This is a genomic window from Candidatus Omnitrophota bacterium (assembly GCA_041649175.1).
Taxonomy (GTDB): domain Bacteria; phylum Omnitrophota; class Gorgyraeia; order Zapsychrales; family JBAZNR01; genus JBAZNR01.
The window spans coordinates 237,320-257,769 of sequence record JBAZNR010000003.1 but is presented as its reverse complement, the minus strand read 5'-3'; the positions used below and the strand labels follow the sequence as shown (position 1 = coordinate 257,769).

Sequence of the window (20,450 nt, the reverse complement as noted above, 5' to 3'; positions counted from 1 at the left end):
TACGATGCAACTTCTAACTATTTTGAGCACTTACACTGCTCTTTATTTAAATTCACTCCGCACTTTGTGCAAAGCCCACGACAATCATCTTGGCATAAAATTTGCACCGGCAATCCTAAGATCAATTCCTGCCGGATATCTTCCCCGATATCCAAAGTGTCCATATTCGTTGAAACCGGATAATCGAACGAATACTCTTCGTCTCTTGTAAATTCCACCGGCTCAAGACAACGAACGCACGTATGCGAAAATGTTCCCTGAACGATCGTTTTTGCTAAAACCGTATCGCCCACACGAGAGGCGTCCAGCAGAATTTTTAAAGGCGCCGTCGACCGAAAATCATTCTCATCTAATCCTAAGTCTTTCGGCCAAATATCTTTTACGATCTCAATGCCGGACGCTGAAATGTCCCGGACTTTAATTTTCATTTTCGTAGACGTTCTTTAAGCTTTTTGGCCACAAATGACGGGACAAAGCTGGTCACATCCGCGCCTAAAGCCGCGGCCTCTTTTAAAAGCGTTGAGGAAAGATACGAATACCCTTCTGAGGGCATCAAGAAAACAGTTTCAACATCATCGGCTAATCTTCGATTGGTCAACGCCATCTGAAATTCATACTCAAAATCTGAGATCATCCGTAAACCCCGAATGATCACATTAATTTTCTTGGAATGCGCGTAATCCACCACCAAGCCGTCAAAAACTTCAACATGAATGCGCTTAATACCGCGGGTAGCGGCCTTTAAAAGCTCCAGGCGTTCCTCGAGGGAAAAAAGCGGCTTTTTGTGAAGATTGTGCGCAACGCCCACAATAACTTCGTCAAAGATCTGAGTTGCGCGCTTGATAAGATCAATATGGCCATAGGTAACAGGGTCAAAACTGCCCGGATAGATCGCTCTTCGACTCATTTATTGTCCTTGATAAACGGATAGGCAAGATGTGCCGTATTTTTTTTGCTTTATAATAAGAAATCTACCTTCTGATTCAGGTAGAGATTCCTTTTTGTCATGTTGGATTATTACGAAACAATTGCGCTGTAATATATCACAGGCACTTAGGGTTTTCAAGGTTTTTTTTGCCAGCTCCACGTTATACGGCGGATCGGCGAAGACAATATCGAAAAGTTTTTTCTGCGCCTGCAGTTGCTCGATCGCCGCAAAGCAATCCGCGTTCATCACCTGGCAAAAAAAACCCTTCTCGTCATAAGTCTTTATCTTTAAGGCAGTTATATTATCGCTGATGATCGCGCAGCAGCGAATACTTCCCTCTACTAAAACAGCCTGCTTAACGCCATTGGAGATCGCCTCAAAACCAACCGACCCGCTACCGGCAAAAAGCTCCAGGAAAGTTAAACCCGAAAGGTCATGGCCTAAAATATCAAAGACCGCCTTACGCACTTTGTCGGGTGTTGGGCGAATTTCATTGGGCATGAAGAAGTTGCGCCCTTTTAATGTTCCGCTTAGGATTTTCATAATTAGCCTGCCATCGCCATCGCCAAATAGGACGGATAGCGTTTTTCAATTAATGCTTTGATCACCATATGGGACGGATGTTGCAACTTAGGATCCGTTTTTGTCAGCTCAATGGCCTCCGCCCTGGCTAATTCCAGAATATCCAACTGTGTCAAGGGATTGGCTATCTTTAATTCGTTAAGCCCGTGTTGATGGCGGCCAAAAAATTCCCCGGGCCCGCGGATCAATAAGTCCTTTTCCGCTATCTTAAAACCATCGGATGTAGATAAAATAGCTTCTAAGCGCGCCTTGGCGTCAGCCGTTGTCGGGTTAGCGATCAAAATACAAGTCGCATTATCTTTGCCGCGCCCTACCCGTCCGCGCAATTGATGAAGCTGAGAAAGCCCAAAGCGCTGGGCATGTTCGATAATCATAACAGCCGCATTGGGAACGTCAACACCGACTTCTAAAATTGTTGTGGCAACTAAAATATCGATTTCTTTCTTTTTGAATTGTTCCATCGTACTTTGGGCTTGAGCTTTTTTCATCTGCCCATGGACAAGCCCGACCCTAAAATCTTTGAATTCTTTTTTCTTAAATTCTTCGAACATTATTTTGGCGGCTTTCATATCAAGTTTTTGAGATTCTTCCACGATCGGATAAATAATATAAGCCTGATGGCCGCCGCGCATAATACCTCGCGCAAATTCATACGCCTTAAGCGCTTCTTCTTCCGAGAATAAAACTGTTTTCGTAATGCCTCGCCCCGGCGGCATTTCATTGAGAATAGAAATATCCAGATCTCCGTAAAGCGTCAAACAAAGCGTGCGCGGAATGGGTGTTGCCGTCATGACCAAAATATCAGGATTCATTCCCTTGGCCGAAAGAAGCGCGCGTTGGCGCACACCGAATTTATGCTGCTCATCGACGACCGCGAAACTTAAATTCTTAAAACTTAAATTTTCTTGGATAAGCGCATGCGTTCCGACAATAAGGTCAACGCCTCCGGATTGCGCTTTTTTGCAGATCTTTTCTTTTTCGTCTTCCGGCGTACTGCCGATCAAAAGCTCTAAACGAATATTTTTAAACGAAGATTTCTTGATAAAGCCTTTCAAGACTTCATAATGCTGTTGGGCTAAAATTTCCGTCGGAGCCATAAAGACACTTTGAAAACCGTTACGTTTCGCCGCCACGCATCCAAAAAGCGCCACCACGGTTTTTCCCGAACCGACATCGCCCTGTAAGAGCCTATGCATCGGCGCTTGATTTTTCATGTCAGACGCGATTTCCTTGATCACTTTTTCCTGCGCTTGCGTAAGTTTAAAATCAAATGAACCGGAAAACTCCGATAGAAGCGAATCATCAATTTTATGCGCCACACCCTGCTGGCGAACAATGTTCATCCGGCGCAGTAAAACCGAAACCTGAAAAAGAAAGAACTCTTCAAAAGAAATTCTTTTGTAAGCCTGCTCTTGCATCTGTAGTGTTTCCGGGAAATGAAGATTGATCAGGCTTTTAACTAAATTCTCCAAATGATATTTCTGGCGCAATTCATACGATAAAATATCTTTTGCATGATTGGCGTATTGATCAAGCGCCCGCTTGATCGTTCGGCGCAAATAGCGCTGTGTGATTCCCCGCGTCAAAGGATAAATTGGAACAATGCGCCCTAAGTTAAGATTTTCTCCGTCATCTTCATCATCGATGATTTCGTATTCCGGAGCAACCATCTGCAATGTGTCTTTATACATGCCAACCTTGCCGTGAAAAACCGCTTTTGTTCCGGTTTGAAAATAACGTTCGAGATAAGGCTGGTTGAACCAAATGCAGGAAATTTTTGCCGTTCCGTCGTTCACCAAGATCTCTGTAACGTGTTTACGCTGGAACCAGCTTTTCTTCCCGTGAAAATCCATGACCTCTCCCGAGATCGTATGCTCTTCTCCAATATTTACTTTATCAATGGATGTTAAATTCGTGCGGTCTTCGTAACGACGAGGAAAAAAATACAGCAAATCCTCGACCGTCTCGACACCGAGCTGGAAGAAAAGTTTTTTCTTGGAAGGGCCAACGCCTTTTAAGAATTGGACCGACGTTTCGCTGGGATCAAATGTTCGCATAAATAATTATTTGAGTAGAATAACTCCCAAGATAATAAAAAATAATCCACCTAATTTTGCCGCCGTGACCGACTCTCCCAGAAAGATTGCTCCGATCAGAAAACTAATAAGAGGATAAGACGCCGCCAGAGGAACAACCTTGGAAGCTTCCCCGCCCTGAAGCGCGTGATAGAACATGATCTGTCCGACGACGCTGGCGAGAAATCCTCCGACGACAAGATAAAAAACCCCAAACGGGATATTGGCCAAAGATTCTTTCAGTAAATTAAATTTAAAAAATACGATGAGCATCATCCCTATGATAACTCCGAAACTGCGGTAAAAAATCCCTACCAAAACAGGCATTTTGGCTAAACCCAATTTTTCTAAAACAGGAACACATCCCCACACCAGCGCTGTCATAAGCGCCCAGATATACGGCTTCATTTATTCTCCTTTTATTAAAATACTAGCTCTTTATTCTAACTTTCTATTTTCTTCAATGCGATATTGCAGAATTTCCAATTCGTGACGGTCAAACCACAATTTGCCGCAAAAAATACACTTATCAATTTCAATAGGATAGACCGCGCTATAAAACATCCGCACCATTTTTGTTGCTACGTGTTTGCACCCCGGACATGTCAGATTATCTTGCGACTGAGCTGATATTTTTCTAGGTCCCCAGAACTTCTGCTGATTTTTTAAGATCTCCGATTCGCGGATAACATCTTTCGAAAATCCCATTTCTTCCCTGGCTAAAACTTTACTCACATCATTTTCTTCTAAAAGAATTCCGTAACATGTCACGCACTTATAAACCGGCGCGCCTTCGTACAAAACCTCCATCAGCGCGACACGGCAACGCGGACATTGAAATGCCGACAAAGCCTCTGCCTTGCGAAGCAACTGATTAATTTCATTATCTTCATAGGCGCGCGCAATATGTTCTGCGCCCATTTTTTTAATCCACGTTTCCGGCGTAAGCCAAGAGAACTCTGTCATTTCTCTTAAGAAAAATGGCCCAAGCCATTGTCCGTTATTGTGGACAAGCCATTGTGTTTGAGAATTTGTCACAGCAGTTGGCACGGCGGACTCCGCCGGAATTTGCCGCGGCCTTAGACTATCCTTTAATTTCTGCTCTAAAGCCTGCGCGTCCGCATGCGCCATATCAAGAAGGATGTCTAGTCTCTTTTGAACCGGCGGATGCGTTGAGAATAGATCGGCAAAAATGCTTTCTTTCTCATCAAGGCGGCTAAAACGCGGATTAATGATAAAAATGGCATCTAGCTCTTCTCCGGGAAGCGACGCTCCTCGCCAGCGATGAGAAATTAAATATAATGCCTCCGCCAGGCTTAACGGATCGCGTGTTAATCGTACCGCCACCGAATCAGCCCGAAATTCACGCTGCCGAGAAATAAACATATTCAGTAACATTCCAAAGAAATTGATAACAGCCAAGACTAGATAAATGATAATAGCCGAACCGCTTGCCCTTGAGCGAAACATTCGATTCTCTCCGCCTCCCATGGCTTTATTCATATAGGTCATCGCTGAGCCATAGATCTTGAACAAAGAACTGGTCATGGTCGTTGCCAAGCAATCGCCGGTCACAAGATGCGCCGCTTCGTGGCCCACCACGGCTTCAAGCTGAGCGCGCGATAATTTCGCCAAAAGCCCTTCGGTGACTCCAATGATCGATCGCCCGCTAAAATCCGTAAGCGCGAACGCATTCATCGCGGTTACCGGAACAACAACGCCTTCCATTTTCTTTCCGCCGGTTGCGACAGAAACTTCATCAATGATGTTCTGGAAAACATGATGGTAACTGTCTTTGAGATTAACCGGACCAGCGGATAAAACTTTTAAGATGCGTGGGATCAAATTTTGAGCAGTTATAAACCAGTGGATCGCCCCAACCGCGCACGCCAATAACAAGATCAGAAAAGTTTCCGGTAAGCTAAGAAAATAAAACCGAAGCTCCGGCCCCGCCACCACATACGCCATGCGCTCAACGGATTCCATCGCCAAGAGATTTTTGATCACTACGGACAAAATCCACGCCGAAACAAAATAAAAGAGGATCAAAAAAAGGAAGACAAAACCGATGGTTCGGGTTTTGTCTTCTTCGATTTTTGTGAAAGAATACGGCATGAAAAGCCAACCGTTTAGCTAAAAAGTGGGTTTAGAATTTAACGCTTGGGGCTTGCCGTTCGGTCGCGTCTTGCACTTGGAAAAATTCAAAAGGCTTGAACTGCGCTATCGCCGCGACAAAATTCGTCGGAATAGATTGGATCAACGTATTAAAACGCGCTACCTCATCATTATAATATTGACGGGCGAAGGCAATTTTGTTTTCCGTTGATGTCAATTCTTCCTGAAGGCGTAACATATGTTGATCCGCTTTTAAATTCGGGTAATTTTCCACAATCGCAAAGAGGCTGCGCAAGGTTTGCGAAAGAAAGTTTTCCGCTTCCTGTTTATTTTTAAGGCCACTGGCATCCACCGCCTGCTGACGGGCTTTGGTCACGGCTTCCAGCGTTCCCCGTTCGTGCGAAATATAACCCTTGGCTGTTTCTACCAAATTGGGGATAAGATCATGTCGGCGCTTGAGCTGAACATCGATCTGCGACCAGCCATTTTCTGTGTTTAATTTTGATCGAATGATGTTATTGTAAATTCCCACGTACCAAAGAACAGCCAGCACAACGAGAGCAATAAAGATCCAAAATGACATCATTAGTTTCTCTCCTTTTAAAAGGTTAAGTGCCTCGTAATTTGCGGATCTGCTTCGCTAACTTTTCCTGATACTCCGCGTTAAAAACTTTTTGAAAATCATAGCCGTTTTTAAAATCTTCCATGGAATCTTCATCTGTGCGGCTAAGGATCTTGTGCTCGACCAAATTAAAAACGATATACCCAAAATCTTCGGTCGTTTTAATGCCCCAATATTCTAAAACAGACAGGGTCATCGGGCCAAATCGTGAGATCAAAAGCTCTTTAGCTCCCTCTAAGAGTTCTTTTCCGGAAACATGTTTTACGCGCCGGAACTTCTTTTGAGTAAATGAAAGGGCCTCCAGAATAAAATCATACGCATCGCGCCGATAACGAGTATCGGACGCGCAAAGTTGCTCCATAATTTGATTAGCTTCTTGGTCCATTCTAAAAACCTCTTTTGAAGTTATCCTCGAAGATAAGAAAACTGAATTTCATCTTATCGCAAATAAAATGTAAAATCAAAGAAATTGTCTTAAAAGAATTAGCCGTTGAGATTTTTAAGGCTTGTGGCATAATATCGCCATGGCTTCAGGAATGAAATTACGCTGGAAGATCTACCTTTTCTTTTTTGTGCCCGTAACTCTGGGGAATTTCATCGGGATCCTGCATTCCGAGTCCGTCGTCTACGCGTATTATCATGTTTTAACGGCGTTCCACCCGGAATATCAACTTTCCTATCATCTTAACATCGCTAGCGCGGCCATTAGCCTTTTCGCGCTTATTCCGATTTTTCTATACGCCTATCGTAAGCCCTTTTTGCATCCTATAGTTTGGCAAATTTTCTTTTTTTCGCGATTTGGCCTTGACTTGATCGGACACTCTTACGAAACGCAATTTTTACGGTCGATTTTTTACACGCAACCCTGGATCGCCCTTTCAACAGCCGCCATTCTTCTGGCGGTTATTTTCCCTTCGTATTTGGCCTGTTTTTATTACGCCTTCCGGCAAGAAAAAATGCTGAAGAATTAAATCTGCTGGCTGTCGACCGGGACAACTTTAACGGTCGACTTATGAAGGATCTTTAACGCGATATCGTCCACCATCGCGTAAACGCAAGGAAGCAAGAAAAGCGTTAAAAGTGTCGAGAAGAACAATCCCCAAACAAGGGCAAGCCCCATCGGTTTTAAGAACGGATCACTTCCGCCAATTCCATAGGCGACCGTAATCAGCCCGACGATCGTTGTGATCGTTGTCATTAAAATAGGCCGCAAACGTACCTGGCAAGCTTCGAGAATTGAAGAGCGCCTGTCATGGCCTTCTCGGCGAAGATTATTGATAAAATCCACCATGACGATAGAATTGTTGACCACAACGCCGGCTAATCCCACCAAACCCATAAAAGCAAAAAATCCTAAAGGTTTTCCGTGAATAAGAAAAGCTAAAATAACTCCCACGATACCAAAAGGAATGGCCAACATAACGATCATCGGCTGAATTAACGATTTGAACATAGCCGTTAGAATAATAAAGATCAAAAACAAAGCAAATAAGAAAGACCTTAGCAGATTCCCCATAGATTCTAGCTGATCTTCAAATTCACCGCTGTATTTAACGCCGTATCCTGGATACCTTTGGCTGATATCTTCAAATTTCTTCTGTAACAGCTGGTTAACCTTAAGTGAAGTCGCATTTTTCCCGTCAACTTCCCCGGTCACTGTAATAACTCTTTTTCCATCCATATGCCCGATGATATAAACACCCTCAATTTCTTCCACCCTGGCAACAGCCGTTAAGAGAATTAACTTTCCGGTATTATTCGGAACTAAAACTTTATTAAAAACATCCCTGTCTCGCCTTTTATCTTCCGGAAAGCGCACGAGAACCTCAATTTCCTTATCTGCTTTCAAGGGCTTAATAGTCGTAGCCACTCCGCCTTTAATAGCATTTCTGACGGCTGCGGCAACATCACCAATGGTCAATCCAAATTGATTCGCTTTTGACTCATCGATCACAACACGAAATTGTTTTTTTCCAAATTGATAACTTGTATCAACATCGGAAACACCGGGAACTGTTTTTAGATAATCCTTAAACTCCCCGGCAATCTGCTGCAGAATACCAAAATCTTCGCCTTTTATTCCCGCTTCAATAGAACGGCCCGTTGGCGGTCCTTCTTTTGAAGTAAAGAAATAGAGCCGGTCAAATCCTTCAATCTTCTCAAGCTGCGGACGAATTGATTCGATGATCTCCTGAGGACCACGTTCTCGCTTTTGAAACGGTGTTAAGAAAACCGTGATTTGCGCCAAGTGCGTTCCGCGCTTAGAATTCGGATCCCAGCCGCCTTCTTCTTCGATGGAGCCGATGTAACTGCGAAATGAATTTAACTCTACCTTTGGAATTCCCGCAACCATATTTTCTATGGGCACGATCATCTCATTCATTCGTTCCAAAGAAGTTCCTTTGGGCGCTTCGCAACGAACATAGAAATATTCCAACCCTTCTCCGCCAAAAAGAACAACTCTCATTTTTGTCGCCGCAACCGCAAGAAGCGCGACAAAAAGGACAAAAGAAGTAAAAATAATTTTATACCGATGATCAATGAGCTTGCTTAAGGTGTTACGATAAAACTGCAAAAGATCCTTTATCCATTTCTTTTCTTTATGATGTTTTCCATTGCCATTTTCAAAGAAGCTCGCCTTGATCTTAATAAAATCGGATAAATGCGCGGGAAGAAAAATAAACGCCTCAATCAGTGAAGCCGCCAATGCGATAATGACAACCATGGGAACTTCCTTGATAAATTTCCCGATCATATCCGTCATGAACATAAGCGGTAAAAAAGCTGACCAAGTTGTAGAAATGCTTGCTACCACCGGCCACATAACTTCATGTGAACCTTTAACAACAGCTTCCTTAACTGAAATTCCTTTTTCCAAATGCCGATAAATATTCTCTGAAACAACAATGCCATCATCCACTAACATCCCCAAAACGATAATAAGCCCCAGCATAGATACCAAATTAATGGTCATGCCGGTAAACGACATCACCATAAAAGTAAAAAATAGGGCGAACGGAATACCGATGGCTGTCATGACAGCCGGAATAGGGTCCATAAAAATGAACAGGACAATAACCACCAAACAAAAACCCATAATGCCGTTACTAATAAGCACACCTAGTCTTCGCTCAACATAATAGGAAAAGTCATTGGCTGTCTTTAGTTTTACCTCTCCGGGAACATTTGATTTAAATTGTCCTAAAACTTCTTTAACTTCCTTGACCACTTTGACAACATCGGCATATTCACTTTTAACCACCACCATGCCAAGAGCTTTTTTCCCGTCCACCTTGGCAATGCGAGTTTCATCTTCAAAGCTTTCCACAACACGCGCAATGTCTTTGACCTTTAAATTAACTCCGGCATCATTGCCGCGAATGACCGTTTCTTCAATTTCCTGTGTGTTTTCAAATTCATCACTCACCCGAACCGTAAATTCAGTCGTCGGCGTCCTTAGCTGTCCCGCCGGAAGCGTAACATTCCGTTTTCCTAACGCTGCCATCAACTCTTCAATAGAAACGTGATATTCCAAAAGCTTGTCCGGCGAAACTTCAACCCAAACTTCCGGATCACGCCAACCAATACGCTGAATTGTGGAAACGCCCCGAATATCTAAAAGCTGATCTTCTAAGCTTTCTGCATAACGGCGGATTTCTTTCTCGGATAGATCTCCCGATAAAGATACCTCGATCACAGGACGGTCTTTGGTCCTTAATTCCGACACCAGCGGCTTATCCTTTACGCCCGCCGGCAAATCCGTAACGCGGTCAACCGCCCGTTCTATATCGTCAATGACCTGTTTTTTATCTTTTATTTTCGGTTCAATGGTAATCCCAATAGAAGAAATTCCTTCCTCGGACGTCGAAGTCATTTCTTTAATTCCGCTGACTCCCTTAATTTCATTTTCCAAAGGAATCGTCACTAATTTCTCAACATCTTCGGCCGGAGCTCCGGAATACACGGTTGTAACCGTAAGGACATCCATGCTGACATTAGGAAAGGCGTCGCGATTGACATTGAACATCGCGATAATTCCCATCGTCCAGATAAAAACAGAAATTAAGTTAACTAAAAGCGAATTTCTTATGGAAAACTCTGTGAGCTTCATTGCCTTAAATCTCTTTGTCTAAATGATCGATTAACAAAAACCCCTCTTGATGCTTTAAATTGATCAAGGAGATGTAATAATTAAATTTTGATTGAGCGGCATCGAACTGAGATTGAAGATAGTCTTGTTGAAAACGAATAATGGTATCCGTATTAGAACGGCCGTAATTAAAACGCTTTTGCTCTTCTTCTAATTTTCTTCGTTCAATGTCAGCAATTTCAACTTGACTCGCGGCAACTTCATTAAAAACATTGCAATCCCTTACCCTGTCGATCACGTCGATCATAATATGGCGTTCCAGCTTTTTAAGCTCAAGCAATGATTTAACTTTCTCCAGCTGCGAAGCCTTAAGCTCACCAAGTGCCTTATTATTTTCTAAAGGAAAGCTGACGGTAAGGCCGGCGGTTAAATTAGGATTATCTTGCTCGGATATTTCTTCGACGGCTTGTTTAAAATGATCGCCTAATCCATTTCGCGCCAAAGAAGCTGTTAAGTTGATCTCCGGCCAAAGGCTATTTTCTTTGAGAGTTATTTTTATTTCTTGTTTGCTCAAAACACTACGAGCTTTTTTATAATCATAGCGACTTGCGAAAGCCTTCTGTAAAGATTGGTCATTGGATTGCTTCTCCGATGATAAAGAAAGAATGTCTTGCGGAACAATGACCGGAGCGTCATCAGGGATATTCAGTAAAAGTTTAAGGACATTTCCCTTTGTTTCAAAATTATTTTGGATGATCTTTAATTCATTCAAACGTCTTTTATAATTCGCTTGAGAGGCATACAATTCCGGATATTCTACTAAGCCGTTTTTTATCTTCTCTTCGTGGAGATCATAAAGTTTTTTCGCTTCTTCGGCAATTCCCTGCGCGATTCCCAAGCGCTCAGCTTCTAAAACCAGGTCCCAGTAAGCTTTTTGAACTTCAATGACCGCATTTTCAATTTTTTCCATGGAAACATACTCGGCGCTTTCCACATCCTTAAGCGTCATTTTGATATTGCTTCGGTCCTCTATTCCAAAAAAATTCTTTCCCAAAGCTTGCTTGACCGAAACAGCCAAAGAAGAATCGTGGCTTAGACTCGACGTGACAAAGGAAGAATTCGACCAATTACGGTTATTGTTCATATCAACACCGACGGTCGTCCCCGTCGGAAGCTTTTTGCTAAGGCCAATATTGTAGTCGTTGTCAATGACCTTAGTTCCCATCAAAGTTGACGTTCGCTTGCTTTGATCATTTTGATAACGGATTTCGGCATCAATCACGGTATCATAAATAGATTTGGACGATTGTTTATTGGTCCGGGAAATTTTTGCGTCATATTTTGCCAGCTGAACGTCAAAGTTATTGCGCAAAGCCAGCTGTGTTGCCTCTTCCAGGGATAAGGGATAGCTTTCCCTAATAAGGACTTCTTGGGTAGAAGCCTCTTGGGCTAAGGCGCACGGCAAAACACCGTAAACAAATCCGGCCAAGCAATAAATGAATACTTTATGATGCCGCTTCATGGGTAAGCCCTCGTGTAATTTTTGTCACCGTTCTTAAAATATTTTCCTGCTCATCTTGAGGAAGCTGGCTAAGAATAACTTGCCAACGCTTACGGATATTCTCGCGAAATTCCAATAATATCTTTTCCCCTTTGGCTGTCAGGCTAATGGTAAACGCTCGCCTGTCGCTAGAATCAGCCGTGCGCTTAACATACCCGGATTTCTCTAGGCGATTAATTATCCCGGTTACGGTCGGAGCCGAGATATGCATTTCATGACTTAGATCGCACAAGTGGCAATTCCCTTTTTCAAACAATGTCGTGATGGCTAGAACCTGGGATGGAGGAAGTTTTAGAGGCTGAAAAACATACGGGTACATATGACGGATAAGCGTCGGTAAAAGCTGTGACATTTGTTTCGCGATATTTTCGGCTTGGGACATTTGAACCTCCAGTACTTAGCTTCGCTAAATATTAGCATAGCTAAGTAATTTGTCAAGGAAGTTTTTTGGGAATTTTGGGAAGGTGAAATTAAGCAAAACTACCCCGACTCGTAATCTGCGGCGAAATTCTCTTTGATAATTTCACCACACTCGTCGGGATTCGCCTTCTCGCTTTACAGCGAAGGCAAATAAAAAACCCAGCACTAATTTTGACAAAGTCAAAATTAGTGCTGGGCTAAATTAACCCGGTAACTTTCTACTCTCCCATAGCCTTACGACTAGAGTACCATCGACCTTAGAGGGCTTAACTTCCGTATTCGGTATGGGAACGGGTGTTGCCCCTCTAGTAATGTTACCGAGAAATATTCCTGACAATTACGCAACAAAAGCGAAAGCCGTATTGTGTTCACATATGATAAGAATAATACCATATGGTCAAGCGTTTGGCAGATTAGTACTGCTTAGCTTAAATCCTCGCGGATCTTACACACGCAGCCTATCAACCTAGTAGTCTACTAGGTGCCTTTATTTCCTTGCGGAAAATCGATATCTTATCTTGAGGAGGGCTTCGCACTTATATGCATTCAGCGCTTATCCCTTCCGAACATGGCTACCCAGCGTCATACCCTTGGCAGGATAACTGGAACACCAGAGGTTCGTATCTCCCGGTCCTCTCGTACTAAGGAGATCTTCTCTTCAAATATCGTGCGCCCACACCAGATAGAGACCGAACTGTCTCACGACGTTCTAAACCCAGCTCACGTACCCTTTTAACCGGCGAACAGCCGGACCCTTGGGACCTTGTCCAGCCCCAGGATAGGATGAGCCGACATCGAGGTGCCAATCCGCGCTGTCGATATGAACTCTCGAGCGCGATCAGCCTGTTATCCCCGGAGTACCTATTATTCGTTGAGCGATGGCAATCCCATAATCTACCACCGGATCACTATGCCCTACTTTCGTATCTGCTCGTCCTGTCGGACTTGCAGTTAAGCTCCCTTATGCCATTGCACTCTATAGTCGATTGCCGACCGACTTGAGGGAACCATTGGGCCCCGTCGTTACATTTTAGACGGGAACCGCCCCAGTCAAACTGCCCATCTGGCACTGTCCCTTGCCTCGCTTCAGAGGACAAAGTTAGAATCGAAGTACTATGAGGGTGGTATTTCACCGACGACTCCGCCTCGGCTAACGCCGAAGCTTCACAGTCTCCCACCTATCCTACACAAATAGGACTAAAATTCAATATCAGATTGCAGTAAAGGTTCCGGGGTCTTTTCGTCTTGGTGCGGGTAGACGGCATCTTCACCGCCACTACAATTTCGCCGAGACTCTTCTTGAGACAGCACCCAAGTTGTTACACCATTCGTGCGCGTGGGAACTTACCCCACAAGGAATTTCGCTACCTTAGGACCGTTATAGTTACGGCCGCCGTTTACTGGGGCTTCAATTCGCAGCTTTGCTCTCGTCTTGCGACGGAGCTAACCGCTCCTCTTAACCTTCCAGCACCGGGCAGGTGTCACACCCTATACGTCGTCTTGCGACTTTGCAGAGTGATGTGTTTTTACTAAACAGTCACCCGGGTCTCTTTACTGTGACTCATAAGGGCTTCGTCTGTGCAACTACACCCCATGAGCACCCCTTATCCCGAAGTTACGGGGTCATTTTGCCTAGTTCCTTAAGAAGAGTTCTCTCGAGCGCCTTCCCATATTCTGGGTATCTACCTGTGTCGGATTACGGTACGATCGACCATGATGCTCTCTTAATGGTTTTTCTCGGCAGCCTGGCATTAACAACTTCGTCATTGACGTATCGTTGACTCCCCATCACCTCTCATCTTGCCTTTCGACAAAACTACGGGTTTGGACGAAGACATCCAACACTTCGCTTGTTTAGCCTCCTGCGTCACATTAAGATAATAACGCTCATAGTCGGTACTGGAATATTAACCAGTTGTCCATCGCCTACGCCTTTCGGCCTCGACTTAGGATCGACTAACCCTGGGAGGATTAACCTTCCCCAGGAAACCTTGGATTTTCGGCGCCACGGTTTCTCGCCGTGGTTTTCGCTACTCATACCGACATCATCACTTCTGTCAGCTCCAGCGCTCCTTTCGGTACGCCTTCAATGCTTAACAGAACGCTCCCCTACCAGCCATTTTATCCGAAGATAAAATAGTTCCATGGTTTCGGTTATAGACTTGAGCCCCGTTCATTTTCGGCGCAAAATCACTCGACCAGTGAGCTGTTACGCACTCTTTAAATGATGGCTGCCTCTGAGCCAACATCCTGGTTGTCTATGTGATCTCACTTCCTTTACCACTTAGTCTATATTAGGGACCTTAACCGATGGTCTGGGTTGATACCCTCTCGACTCTGAAGCTTAGCCCTCAGAGACTGACTCCCGGAGTACGAATAACAGTATTCGGAGTTTGGTTAGGTTTGGTCGCCTGGTGAGGCGCCTAGCCTATTCGGTAACTCTACCCCTGTTATTTATTGTCCGAGGCTAGTCCTAGAACTATTTCGGGGAGAACCAGCAATTGCTACGTTTGATTAGCCTTTCACTCCGACCCACAGCTCATCGCTAAATTTTTCAACATTTATGCGTTCGGTCCTCCGCTTTGATTTCTCAAAGCTTCAACCTGGCCATGGGTAGATCACGTAGTTTCGGGTCTACTATACGTTACTTTGTCGCCCTATTCAGACTCGCTTTCGCTACGCCTTCGTTCCATAAGAACTTAAGCTTGCAACGCACAGTAACTCGTCGGTCCATTATGCAAAAGGTACGCCGTCGCTCGTTCACACCTTGCGATGTGCATAGAGCTCCGACCGCTTGTAGATCTATGATTTCAGGTTCTATTTCACTCCCCTTACCGGGGTTCTTTTCAACTTTCCCTCACGGTACTCGTCCACTTTTGGTCAGATTCTAGTGTTTAGCCTTAGCCCATGGTCGGGCCGGATTCTCACAGGGTTTCCCGTGTCCCGTGATACTTGGGATACCTCTAGGGTGTCTTGAGATTTGACATACAGGGCTTTCACCTTCTATGGCGCGCTTTTCCACACGCTTCTATTATCTCTCCACAATCCCACGTTGAGGTCCCGCAACCCCCAGTACTTATTGCTAAGTCCCGGGTTTAGGCTCTTCCCTTTTCGCTCGCCGCTACTATGGGAATCTCTTACGATTTATATTCCTGGAGTTACTTAGATGTTTCAATTCACTCCGTCTTGCCTCGCATACCTATGTATTCAGTATGCGATATTTCGAAATTAATCGAAATCGGTTTCCCTATTCGGAGATCTTCGGATCAAAGCCTATTTGCGGCTCCCCGAAGCATATCGCTGCTTATCACGTCCTTCGTCGCCTGAATCTGCCGAGTCATTCATCATAGACCCTTTGTAGCTTGACCAATAATTAATTATATTTGTTTCATCTTGCGACAAAACAAACATGAATATACGGCTTTATTTGTGTGCCTTTACCTTTGTTGCGTAATTGTCAAAGAGCGATTTTGCACGTGTTCATAACATGCAAAGAAAAGCTTTTTATCCTGCTGTCATTTTTAAAGCTGTTTATTTTAAATATCTTATCAAAGTAAAAATTGGTGGAGCTGAGGAGGATCGAACTCCTGACCCCCTGCTTGCAAAGCAGGTGCTCTCCCAGCTGAGCTACAGCCCCGTGAATTCCATAAGATTAAATATTCTATCACGAATATCTTTAATGGTTGCTCCTCGGTCGCTATCGCTCTCTCGGAGTGATTTTTGTTTGCACTGCAAACAAAAATCATGGGCCCAAGTGGACTCGAACCACTCACCCCCGCGTTATCAGCACGGTGCTCTACCAGATGAGCTATGGGCCCTAATTGTTCGGCCGATTAGTCATCGGCCCAAAATCGGGCCCGTAGCTAGCCTTTGATAAGAAATAAAACCAAGTCATTGAAGAGTATTGATTGCTCTTCATTTGCTTACTGTACTTCGGGTTAATGTCTTTCTTGTTCTTAATTTTGCGCAAGCGCAGAATTAAAAAAAGAAAGGAGGTGATCCAGCCGCACGTTCCCGTACGGCTACCTTGTTACGACTTAGCGCCAGTCACCTGTTTTACCTTCGGCCTACTTGCATAGGACTTCGGGTACCCCAGGCTTCCATCGCTTGACGGGCGGTGTGTACAAGGCCCGGGAACGTATTCACGGCAGCGTGCTGATCTGCCATTACTAGCGATTCCGGCTTCATGCAGTCGAATTTCAGACTGCAATCTGAACTGAGGCCACATTTAAGAGATTAGCTCCCCCTCGCGGGTTGGCAACCCTCTGTTGTGGCCATTGTAACACGTGTGTAGCCCAGAGCATAAAGGCCGTACTGACTTGACGTCATCTCCACCTTCCTCCTGGTTATCCCAGGCAGTCTCTTTAGAGTGCTTCACTTTAACCTTACGGAAAAAATGAGTGGCAACAAAAGATAATGGTTGCGCTCGTTGCGGGACTTAACCCAACATCTCACGACACGAGCTGACGACAGCCATGCAGCACCTGTGTAGGCTCCTGATTTGACAGGTCGTTCCCCTTTCAGTTCACTACTTCCTACATGTCAAGCCCTGGTGAGGTTTTTCGCGTAGCATCGAATTGAACCACATGTTCCACCGCTTGTGCGGGCCCCCGTCAATTCCTTTGAGTTTTAACCTTGCGGCCGTAGTCCCCAGGTGGAGTACTTAATGCGTTAGCGACGGCGCTGACCCTTATTCAGGACCAACACCTAGTACTCATCGTTTACGGCTAGGACTACCAGAGTATCTAATTCTGTTTGCTCCCCTAGCTTTCGCAATTCAGCGTCAGAAATGGACCAGAAAATCGCCTTCGCCGCTGGTGTTCTTCTCGATCTCTACAGATTTCACCCTTACACCGAGAATTCCATTTTCCTCTTCCACTCTCAAGTCTAATAGTTTGAAAGGCAGTTTTCCGATTGAGCCGGAAGATTTCACCCCTCACTTATTAGACCGCCTACTTGCCCTTTACACCCAATGATTCCGAGTAACGCTTGCCACCTCCGTATTACCGCGGCTGCTGGCACGGAGTTGGCCGTGGCTTATTCTGCAGGTACCGTCAGTTTCGGCGATGTTATCGCCGAAAGTTTCTTCCCTGCCAAAAGAGGTTTACAATCCAAAGACCTTCATCCCTCACGCGGCGTCGCATAGTCAGACTTTCGTCCATTGCTAAAGATTCTCGACTGCAGCCTCCCGTAGGAGTCTGGGCAGTGTCTCAGTCCCAATGTGGCTGACCATCCTCTCAGACCAGCTACCCGTCATAAGCCTTGGTGGGCCGTTACCTCACCAACAAGCTGATAGGACGCGAGCTCATCTCTAAACGACAGGCCTTACGGTCCCCGTCTTTAAACATAAACTGATGCCAGTTCATGGTGCTATCAGAAATTACCTCCGTTTTCACGAAGCTATGCCTGATTTAGAGGCAGATTACTCACGTGTTACTCACCCGTTTGCCGCTATCCAATACTCATTTCTTGCGAAACAAATTCTGGATCGCGCGACTTGCATGCCTAATCCACGCCGCCAGCGTTCACTCTGAGCCAGGATCAAACTCTCCGAATGACTTGGCTTTAAAATGACAACAAGATGAGAAAGAACGAAAAAATAAGACACTCGCAAAAAAAGGAATGTCTTTTTTAAATTTCATTCCAAAAGATTCTAAATATTTTTTTAAGAACTTGAAGAACGCCCCAAAAGATAAGATGTCTTACGAGGTTCAACAAAAATAACAGAACATCCTAATTTTGTCAAGAAATATTTACCGAAATTTAAATGATAGGCAAATCAATGACTTAGGGACTTAAAAGAAAATTTCTCGAGGAGAAAATAAGCGGTTTTTAAGAGCGCGAAAGTAAGCTTAAAATATTCTGAGAAAGAATTTTTTCTTTATCCGAAGATGAGATTTGTGAAGCCAAAATCGCATCAATGGAAGCTTTTGTATTTTGATTGGCCGGATGATCACTTCCCCATAAAATATGCGAAGCATCAGTTACTTCCAGCGCGCATAAAAGTGACGCAAGCGATTTGGAGCCGCTGGTATCAAAATAAATATTTTTTAAATATTCGCTGGGAACTTTTCCCAAATCTTTAACAAATTCTCTTTTGCGAAGCATTAAATAAGTATTATCAAAACGTTCTTTAACTAAAGGAAGGACGCCGCCGTAATGCGCGAAGATAAATTTCACGGAAGGAAATTTCAAAAATGTCCCACTCATCATCAGTTTTCCGATACACATGGAAACATCAAAAACATATTCAAGAACCGGAGAAAGAAGCGGGTCGCGCACGCGGTCTTCGCCGATAGGATTCATAATTTGCGGATGAATATGAATAGGGATTTTTTTCGCCGCGGCATATTCATACACAGCGAAAAAAATCCCTTCATCCAAATACTTCCCTTCATAGCTCGACGCAAGTGAAATAACCGGAAAGCCGTAATCGGAAAATTGCTTTAAGCTTTCGGAAAGATTTTTTTCATTATCGATCGCTAATATTCCGGCACCGATAAACCGATCGGAATGTTGCTTAACGATTTTGGCGATACCGGCATTATAAGCTTCCGCCAGGTTTTTCCATCCGCCCATTTGAATATGGGCATCGCTCGTTGGATACAAAAGAAGCGACCTCGCGATGCCCTGTTCATCCATCGCCGCCAATTGCTTATCCGCATCCGACCAACCAACTTTAAAAAAAGCAGTCTTCTGCGCAACTTCGAGGGGAATACAATGGGAATGTGAGTCGATGATTTTTAGCATATTTCAGTTTTAAGCTTTAGGTGATTTCTCAGAAGAGTCTTCAAAGAAATACTTTGTAATAGTCGGTGTTAAGAAAAGAATAGCAGTAAAGATTGCCCAGCCAAAAGGCCAAATAAGAATTGCAAAGATATCTGCGTCTTGACCTAAAGATATCCATGCAATGAAAGTCAAAAAAACTACAATTAAAGAGGAAGCGATATGAAGCCACCAACTGATTTTCCTTAAAAAGCTATTCTTTGCAAAGAGTCCTATGCCTGCTAACAAAAAAAACGCAATTCCAACATAAATCGGCAGTATCGCGCCTCCAATACCGCTCAGAGATGAGTTAGCTAATAGTGAGAAAATAACTACCAATGCGCAAAACCCACCCAAAAGAATATCAACGCCCCCCACAACCCAAAACAATAGAATAAAAAGCCAGCTTTTATAGAAAGTTCTCATTTGCAGAAGATATATTGTGGTAAAAAGAATTATCAGAGCTAAAGAAAACCAAAATGTGTTTGTGGATTCTTTCTGGGATCTTTTTACACTCTTGTCTTGTGCTATCTTTTGGCGCTGATACTCTGTCAATTTCTCCCCAATAATCCCATCGAGATTTACTGGATCTTTAGATGAATTTGTTGTTATATTTTCTCTAGATATTACATTTAAAATCATTCCATCCTTACTTGCTTCTTGTTCCAAGAGACACAAACCTGTTTCTTGATCGAACACATATTTATTTATACTGCCTTCAGAAATAAATTCTGTAATCCAAACATTACGATTGTCATATAAGTCATCTTCATGAAAACGAAGTAGCTTGAAATCATCCGTTGCGCCAGGAAAAATAAACAGCTGTCCTCCATCGAGACAAGTAGAAAATGGAGCCAGTTTTTCACCTGGCACAGAGGAACTTGTTGATGAGCAAAACACCTTAGAGGGATAGATGTCGCGTAAACTTTTATCTGGATCGATAATATTAATTATTAAAGGAAAGCAAGCAGTCTGTCCAGATGTCGACTGAGAGCACATTTTTTTAACAAGATACTTCCCTTTACGATAAGTAGTTCCAACGGTCGAATGGTTGAAATTCTTCTCAAAATAAAGATTCGGCTGGCTTTCTTGTAACCTCGTGTAGATCGCATTCACTTCCTTAATTTTCTTAACAAAATCCACTTTATCCATCTTAGGTGCATCTTGACTAAAGGCAGTCAAGCCACCAAGAAACAAGATAGCTCCAGAAATAATAATCCCTCTAAACAAAACGATTTTTTTCAACATTTAATTCCCTTCTTGATTTGCCTTTTCTAATATAAAAGTTGTAT

At 43.8% G+C, this 20,450-nt stretch carries 14 protein-coding genes, 2 tRNA genes and 3 rRNA genes; 1 reads left to right on the top strand and 18 read right to left on the bottom strand.

The window, feature by feature from the left end; genetic code table 11:
* Positions 1–17 precede the first annotated feature (17 nt).
* From WC676_08375 to WC676_08340, 8 genes are read right to left on the bottom strand one after another with little or no spacing between them, the layout of a single operon-like run.
* Positions 18–428: a DUF177 domain-containing protein gene (locus WC676_08375; protein MFA5060622.1), complete on the bottom strand. Its 411-nt coding sequence runs from the start codon at positions 426–428 to the stop codon at positions 18–20.
* The gene (coaD, locus tag WC676_08370) at positions 425–907 is read right to left on the bottom strand and encodes a pantetheine-phosphate adenylyltransferase (protein ID MFA5060621.1); all 483 of its coding nucleotides are present in this window, start codon (positions 905–907) and stop codon (positions 425–427) included. Before coaD ends, WC676_08375 begins: the two co-directional genes overlap by 4 nt.
* Positions 908–1,471 (bottom strand): 16S rRNA (guanine(966)-N(2))-methyltransferase RsmD, encoded by a 564-nt coding sequence (gene rsmD, locus WC676_08365; protein ID MFA5060620.1) that lies wholly within the window; start codon positions 1,469–1,471, stop codon positions 908–910. It lies immediately after the preceding gene.
* Positions 1,472–1,473: 2 nt separating this feature from the next.
* The gene (gene recG, locus WC676_08360; protein MFA5060619.1) at positions 1,474–3,567 is read right to left on the bottom strand and encodes an ATP-dependent DNA helicase RecG; all 2,094 of its coding nucleotides are present in this window, start codon (positions 3,565–3,567) and stop codon (positions 1,474–1,476) included.
* Between the two features lie 6 nt (positions 3,568–3,573).
* Positions 3,574–3,993: an EamA family transporter gene (locus WC676_08355; GenBank protein ID MFA5060618.1), complete on the bottom strand. Its 420-nt coding sequence runs from the start codon at positions 3,991–3,993 to the stop codon at positions 3,574–3,576.
* 30 nt (positions 3,994–4,023) lie between these two features.
* Complete coding sequence (locus tag WC676_08350) at positions 4,024–5,700, bottom strand: M48 family metalloprotease (GenBank protein MFA5060617.1); 1,677 nt, start codon at positions 5,698–5,700, stop codon at positions 4,024–4,026.
* A 31-nt stretch (positions 5,701–5,731) separates the two neighbouring features.
* A complete protein-coding gene (locus WC676_08345) occupies positions 5,732–6,286 on the bottom strand; it encodes a LemA family protein (GenBank protein MFA5060616.1) in 555 nt (184 codons plus the stop codon).
* Between the two features lie 22 nt (positions 6,287–6,308).
* Positions 6,309–6,707, bottom strand: a complete 399-nt coding sequence (locus WC676_08340; GenBank protein ID MFA5060615.1) for a Minf_1886 family protein — start codon at positions 6,705–6,707, stop codon at positions 6,309–6,311.
* A 121-nt stretch (positions 6,708–6,828) separates the two neighbouring features.
* Here WC676_08340 and WC676_08335 point away from each other — a divergent pair, with 121 nt between their 5' ends.
* Complete coding sequence (locus WC676_08335) at positions 6,829–7,293, top strand: hypothetical protein (GenBank protein MFA5060614.1); 465 nt, start codon at positions 6,829–6,831, stop codon at positions 7,291–7,293.
* Here the strand turns inward: WC676_08335 and WC676_08330 are convergent.
* The 10 genes from WC676_08330 to WC676_08285 form a co-directional block, all read right to left on the bottom strand.
* A complete protein-coding gene (locus tag WC676_08330; protein ID MFA5060613.1) occupies positions 7,290–10,433 on the bottom strand; it encodes an efflux RND transporter permease subunit in 3,144 nt (1,047 codons plus the stop codon). The two genes, WC676_08335 and WC676_08330, sit on opposite strands and share 4 nt — an antisense overlap.
* 4 nt (positions 10,434–10,437) lie before the next feature.
* Positions 10,438–11,934: a TolC family protein gene (locus WC676_08325; protein ID MFA5060612.1), complete on the bottom strand. Its 1,497-nt coding sequence runs from the start codon at positions 11,932–11,934 to the stop codon at positions 10,438–10,440.
* Positions 11,918–12,355 carry a MarR family transcriptional regulator gene (locus WC676_08320; protein ID MFA5060611.1) on the bottom strand — a complete coding sequence of 146 codons (438 nt, stop codon included), beginning with the start codon at positions 12,353–12,355 and terminating at the stop codon, positions 11,918–11,920. The genes WC676_08325 and WC676_08320 overlap by 17 nt, the downstream gene beginning before the upstream one ends.
* A gap of 243 nt (positions 12,356–12,598) precedes the next feature.
* Positions 12,599–12,715 (bottom strand): 5S ribosomal RNA (gene rrf / locus WC676_08315).
* 71 nt (positions 12,716–12,786) lie between these two features.
* Positions 12,787–15,761 (bottom strand): 23S ribosomal RNA (locus WC676_08310).
* Between the two features lie 193 nt (positions 15,762–15,954).
* Positions 15,955–16,030: transfer RNA gene (locus WC676_08305), tRNA-Ala, on the bottom strand.
* A gap of 108 nt (positions 16,031–16,138) precedes the next feature.
* A tRNA-Ile gene (locus tag WC676_08300) sits at positions 16,139–16,211 on the bottom strand.
* A 170-nt stretch (positions 16,212–16,381) separates the two neighbouring features.
* Positions 16,382–17,950: ribosomal RNA gene (locus WC676_08295) — 16S ribosomal RNA — on the bottom strand.
* Together the 16S, 23S and 5S rRNA genes with 2 tRNA genes alongside form the textbook arrangement of a ribosomal RNA operon.
* A gap of 275 nt (positions 17,951–18,225) precedes the next feature.
* Positions 18,226–19,143 (bottom strand): amidohydrolase family protein, encoded by a 918-nt coding sequence (locus WC676_08290; GenBank protein ID MFA5060610.1) that lies wholly within the window; start codon positions 19,141–19,143, stop codon positions 18,226–18,228.
* Between the two features lie 9 nt (positions 19,144–19,152).
* The gene (locus tag WC676_08285; GenBank protein ID MFA5060609.1) at positions 19,153–20,406 is read right to left on the bottom strand and encodes a hypothetical protein; all 1,254 of its coding nucleotides are present in this window, start codon (positions 20,404–20,406) and stop codon (positions 19,153–19,155) included.
* Positions 20,407–20,450: the final 44 nt, after the last annotated feature.

Bases quoted from the DNA above. Each gene is read 5' to 3' on its own strand.
- WC676_08290 (MFA5060610.1), bottom strand. From the start codon at position 19,143: ATGCTAAAAATCATCGACTCACATTCCCATTGTATTCCCCTCGAAGTT.
- WC676_08345 (MFA5060616.1), bottom strand. From the start codon at position 6,286: ATGATGTCATTTTGGATCTTTATTGCTCTCGTTGTGCTGGCTGTTCTT.
- WC676_08355 (MFA5060618.1), bottom strand. From the start codon at position 3,993: ATGAAGCCGTATATCTGGGCGCTTATGACAGCGCTGGTGTGGGGATGT.
- WC676_08375 (MFA5060622.1), bottom strand. From the start codon at position 428: ATGAAAATTAAAGTCCGGGACATTTCAGCGTCCGGCATTGAGATCGTA.
- rsmD (MFA5060620.1), bottom strand. From the start codon at position 1,471: ATGAAAATCCTAAGCGGAACATTAAAAGGGCGCAACTTCTTCATGCCC.
- recG (MFA5060619.1), bottom strand. From the start codon at position 3,567: ATGCGAACATTTGATCCCAGCGAAACGTCGGTCCAATTCTTAAAAGGC.
- coaD (MFA5060621.1), bottom strand. From the start codon at position 907: ATGAGTCGAAGAGCGATCTATCCGGGCAGTTTTGACCCTGTTACCTAT.
- WC676_08340 (MFA5060615.1), bottom strand. From the start codon at position 6,707: ATGGACCAAGAAGCTAATCAAATTATGGAGCAACTTTGCGCGTCCGAT.
- WC676_08350 (MFA5060617.1), bottom strand. From the start codon at position 5,700: ATGCCGTATTCTTTCACAAAAATCGAAGAAGACAAAACCCGAACCATC.
- WC676_08325 (MFA5060612.1), bottom strand. From the start codon at position 11,934: ATGAAGCGGCATCATAAAGTATTCATTTATTGCTTGGCCGGATTTGTT.
- WC676_08330 (MFA5060613.1), bottom strand. From the start codon at position 10,433: ATGAAGCTCACAGAGTTTTCCATAAGAAATTCGCTTTTAGTTAACTTA.
- WC676_08320 (MFA5060611.1), bottom strand. From the start codon at position 12,355: ATGTCCCAAGCCGAAAATATCGCGAAACAAATGTCACAGCTTTTACCG.
- WC676_08285 (MFA5060609.1), bottom strand. From the start codon at position 20,406: ATGTTGAAAAAAATCGTTTTGTTTAGAGGGATTATTATTTCTGGAGCT.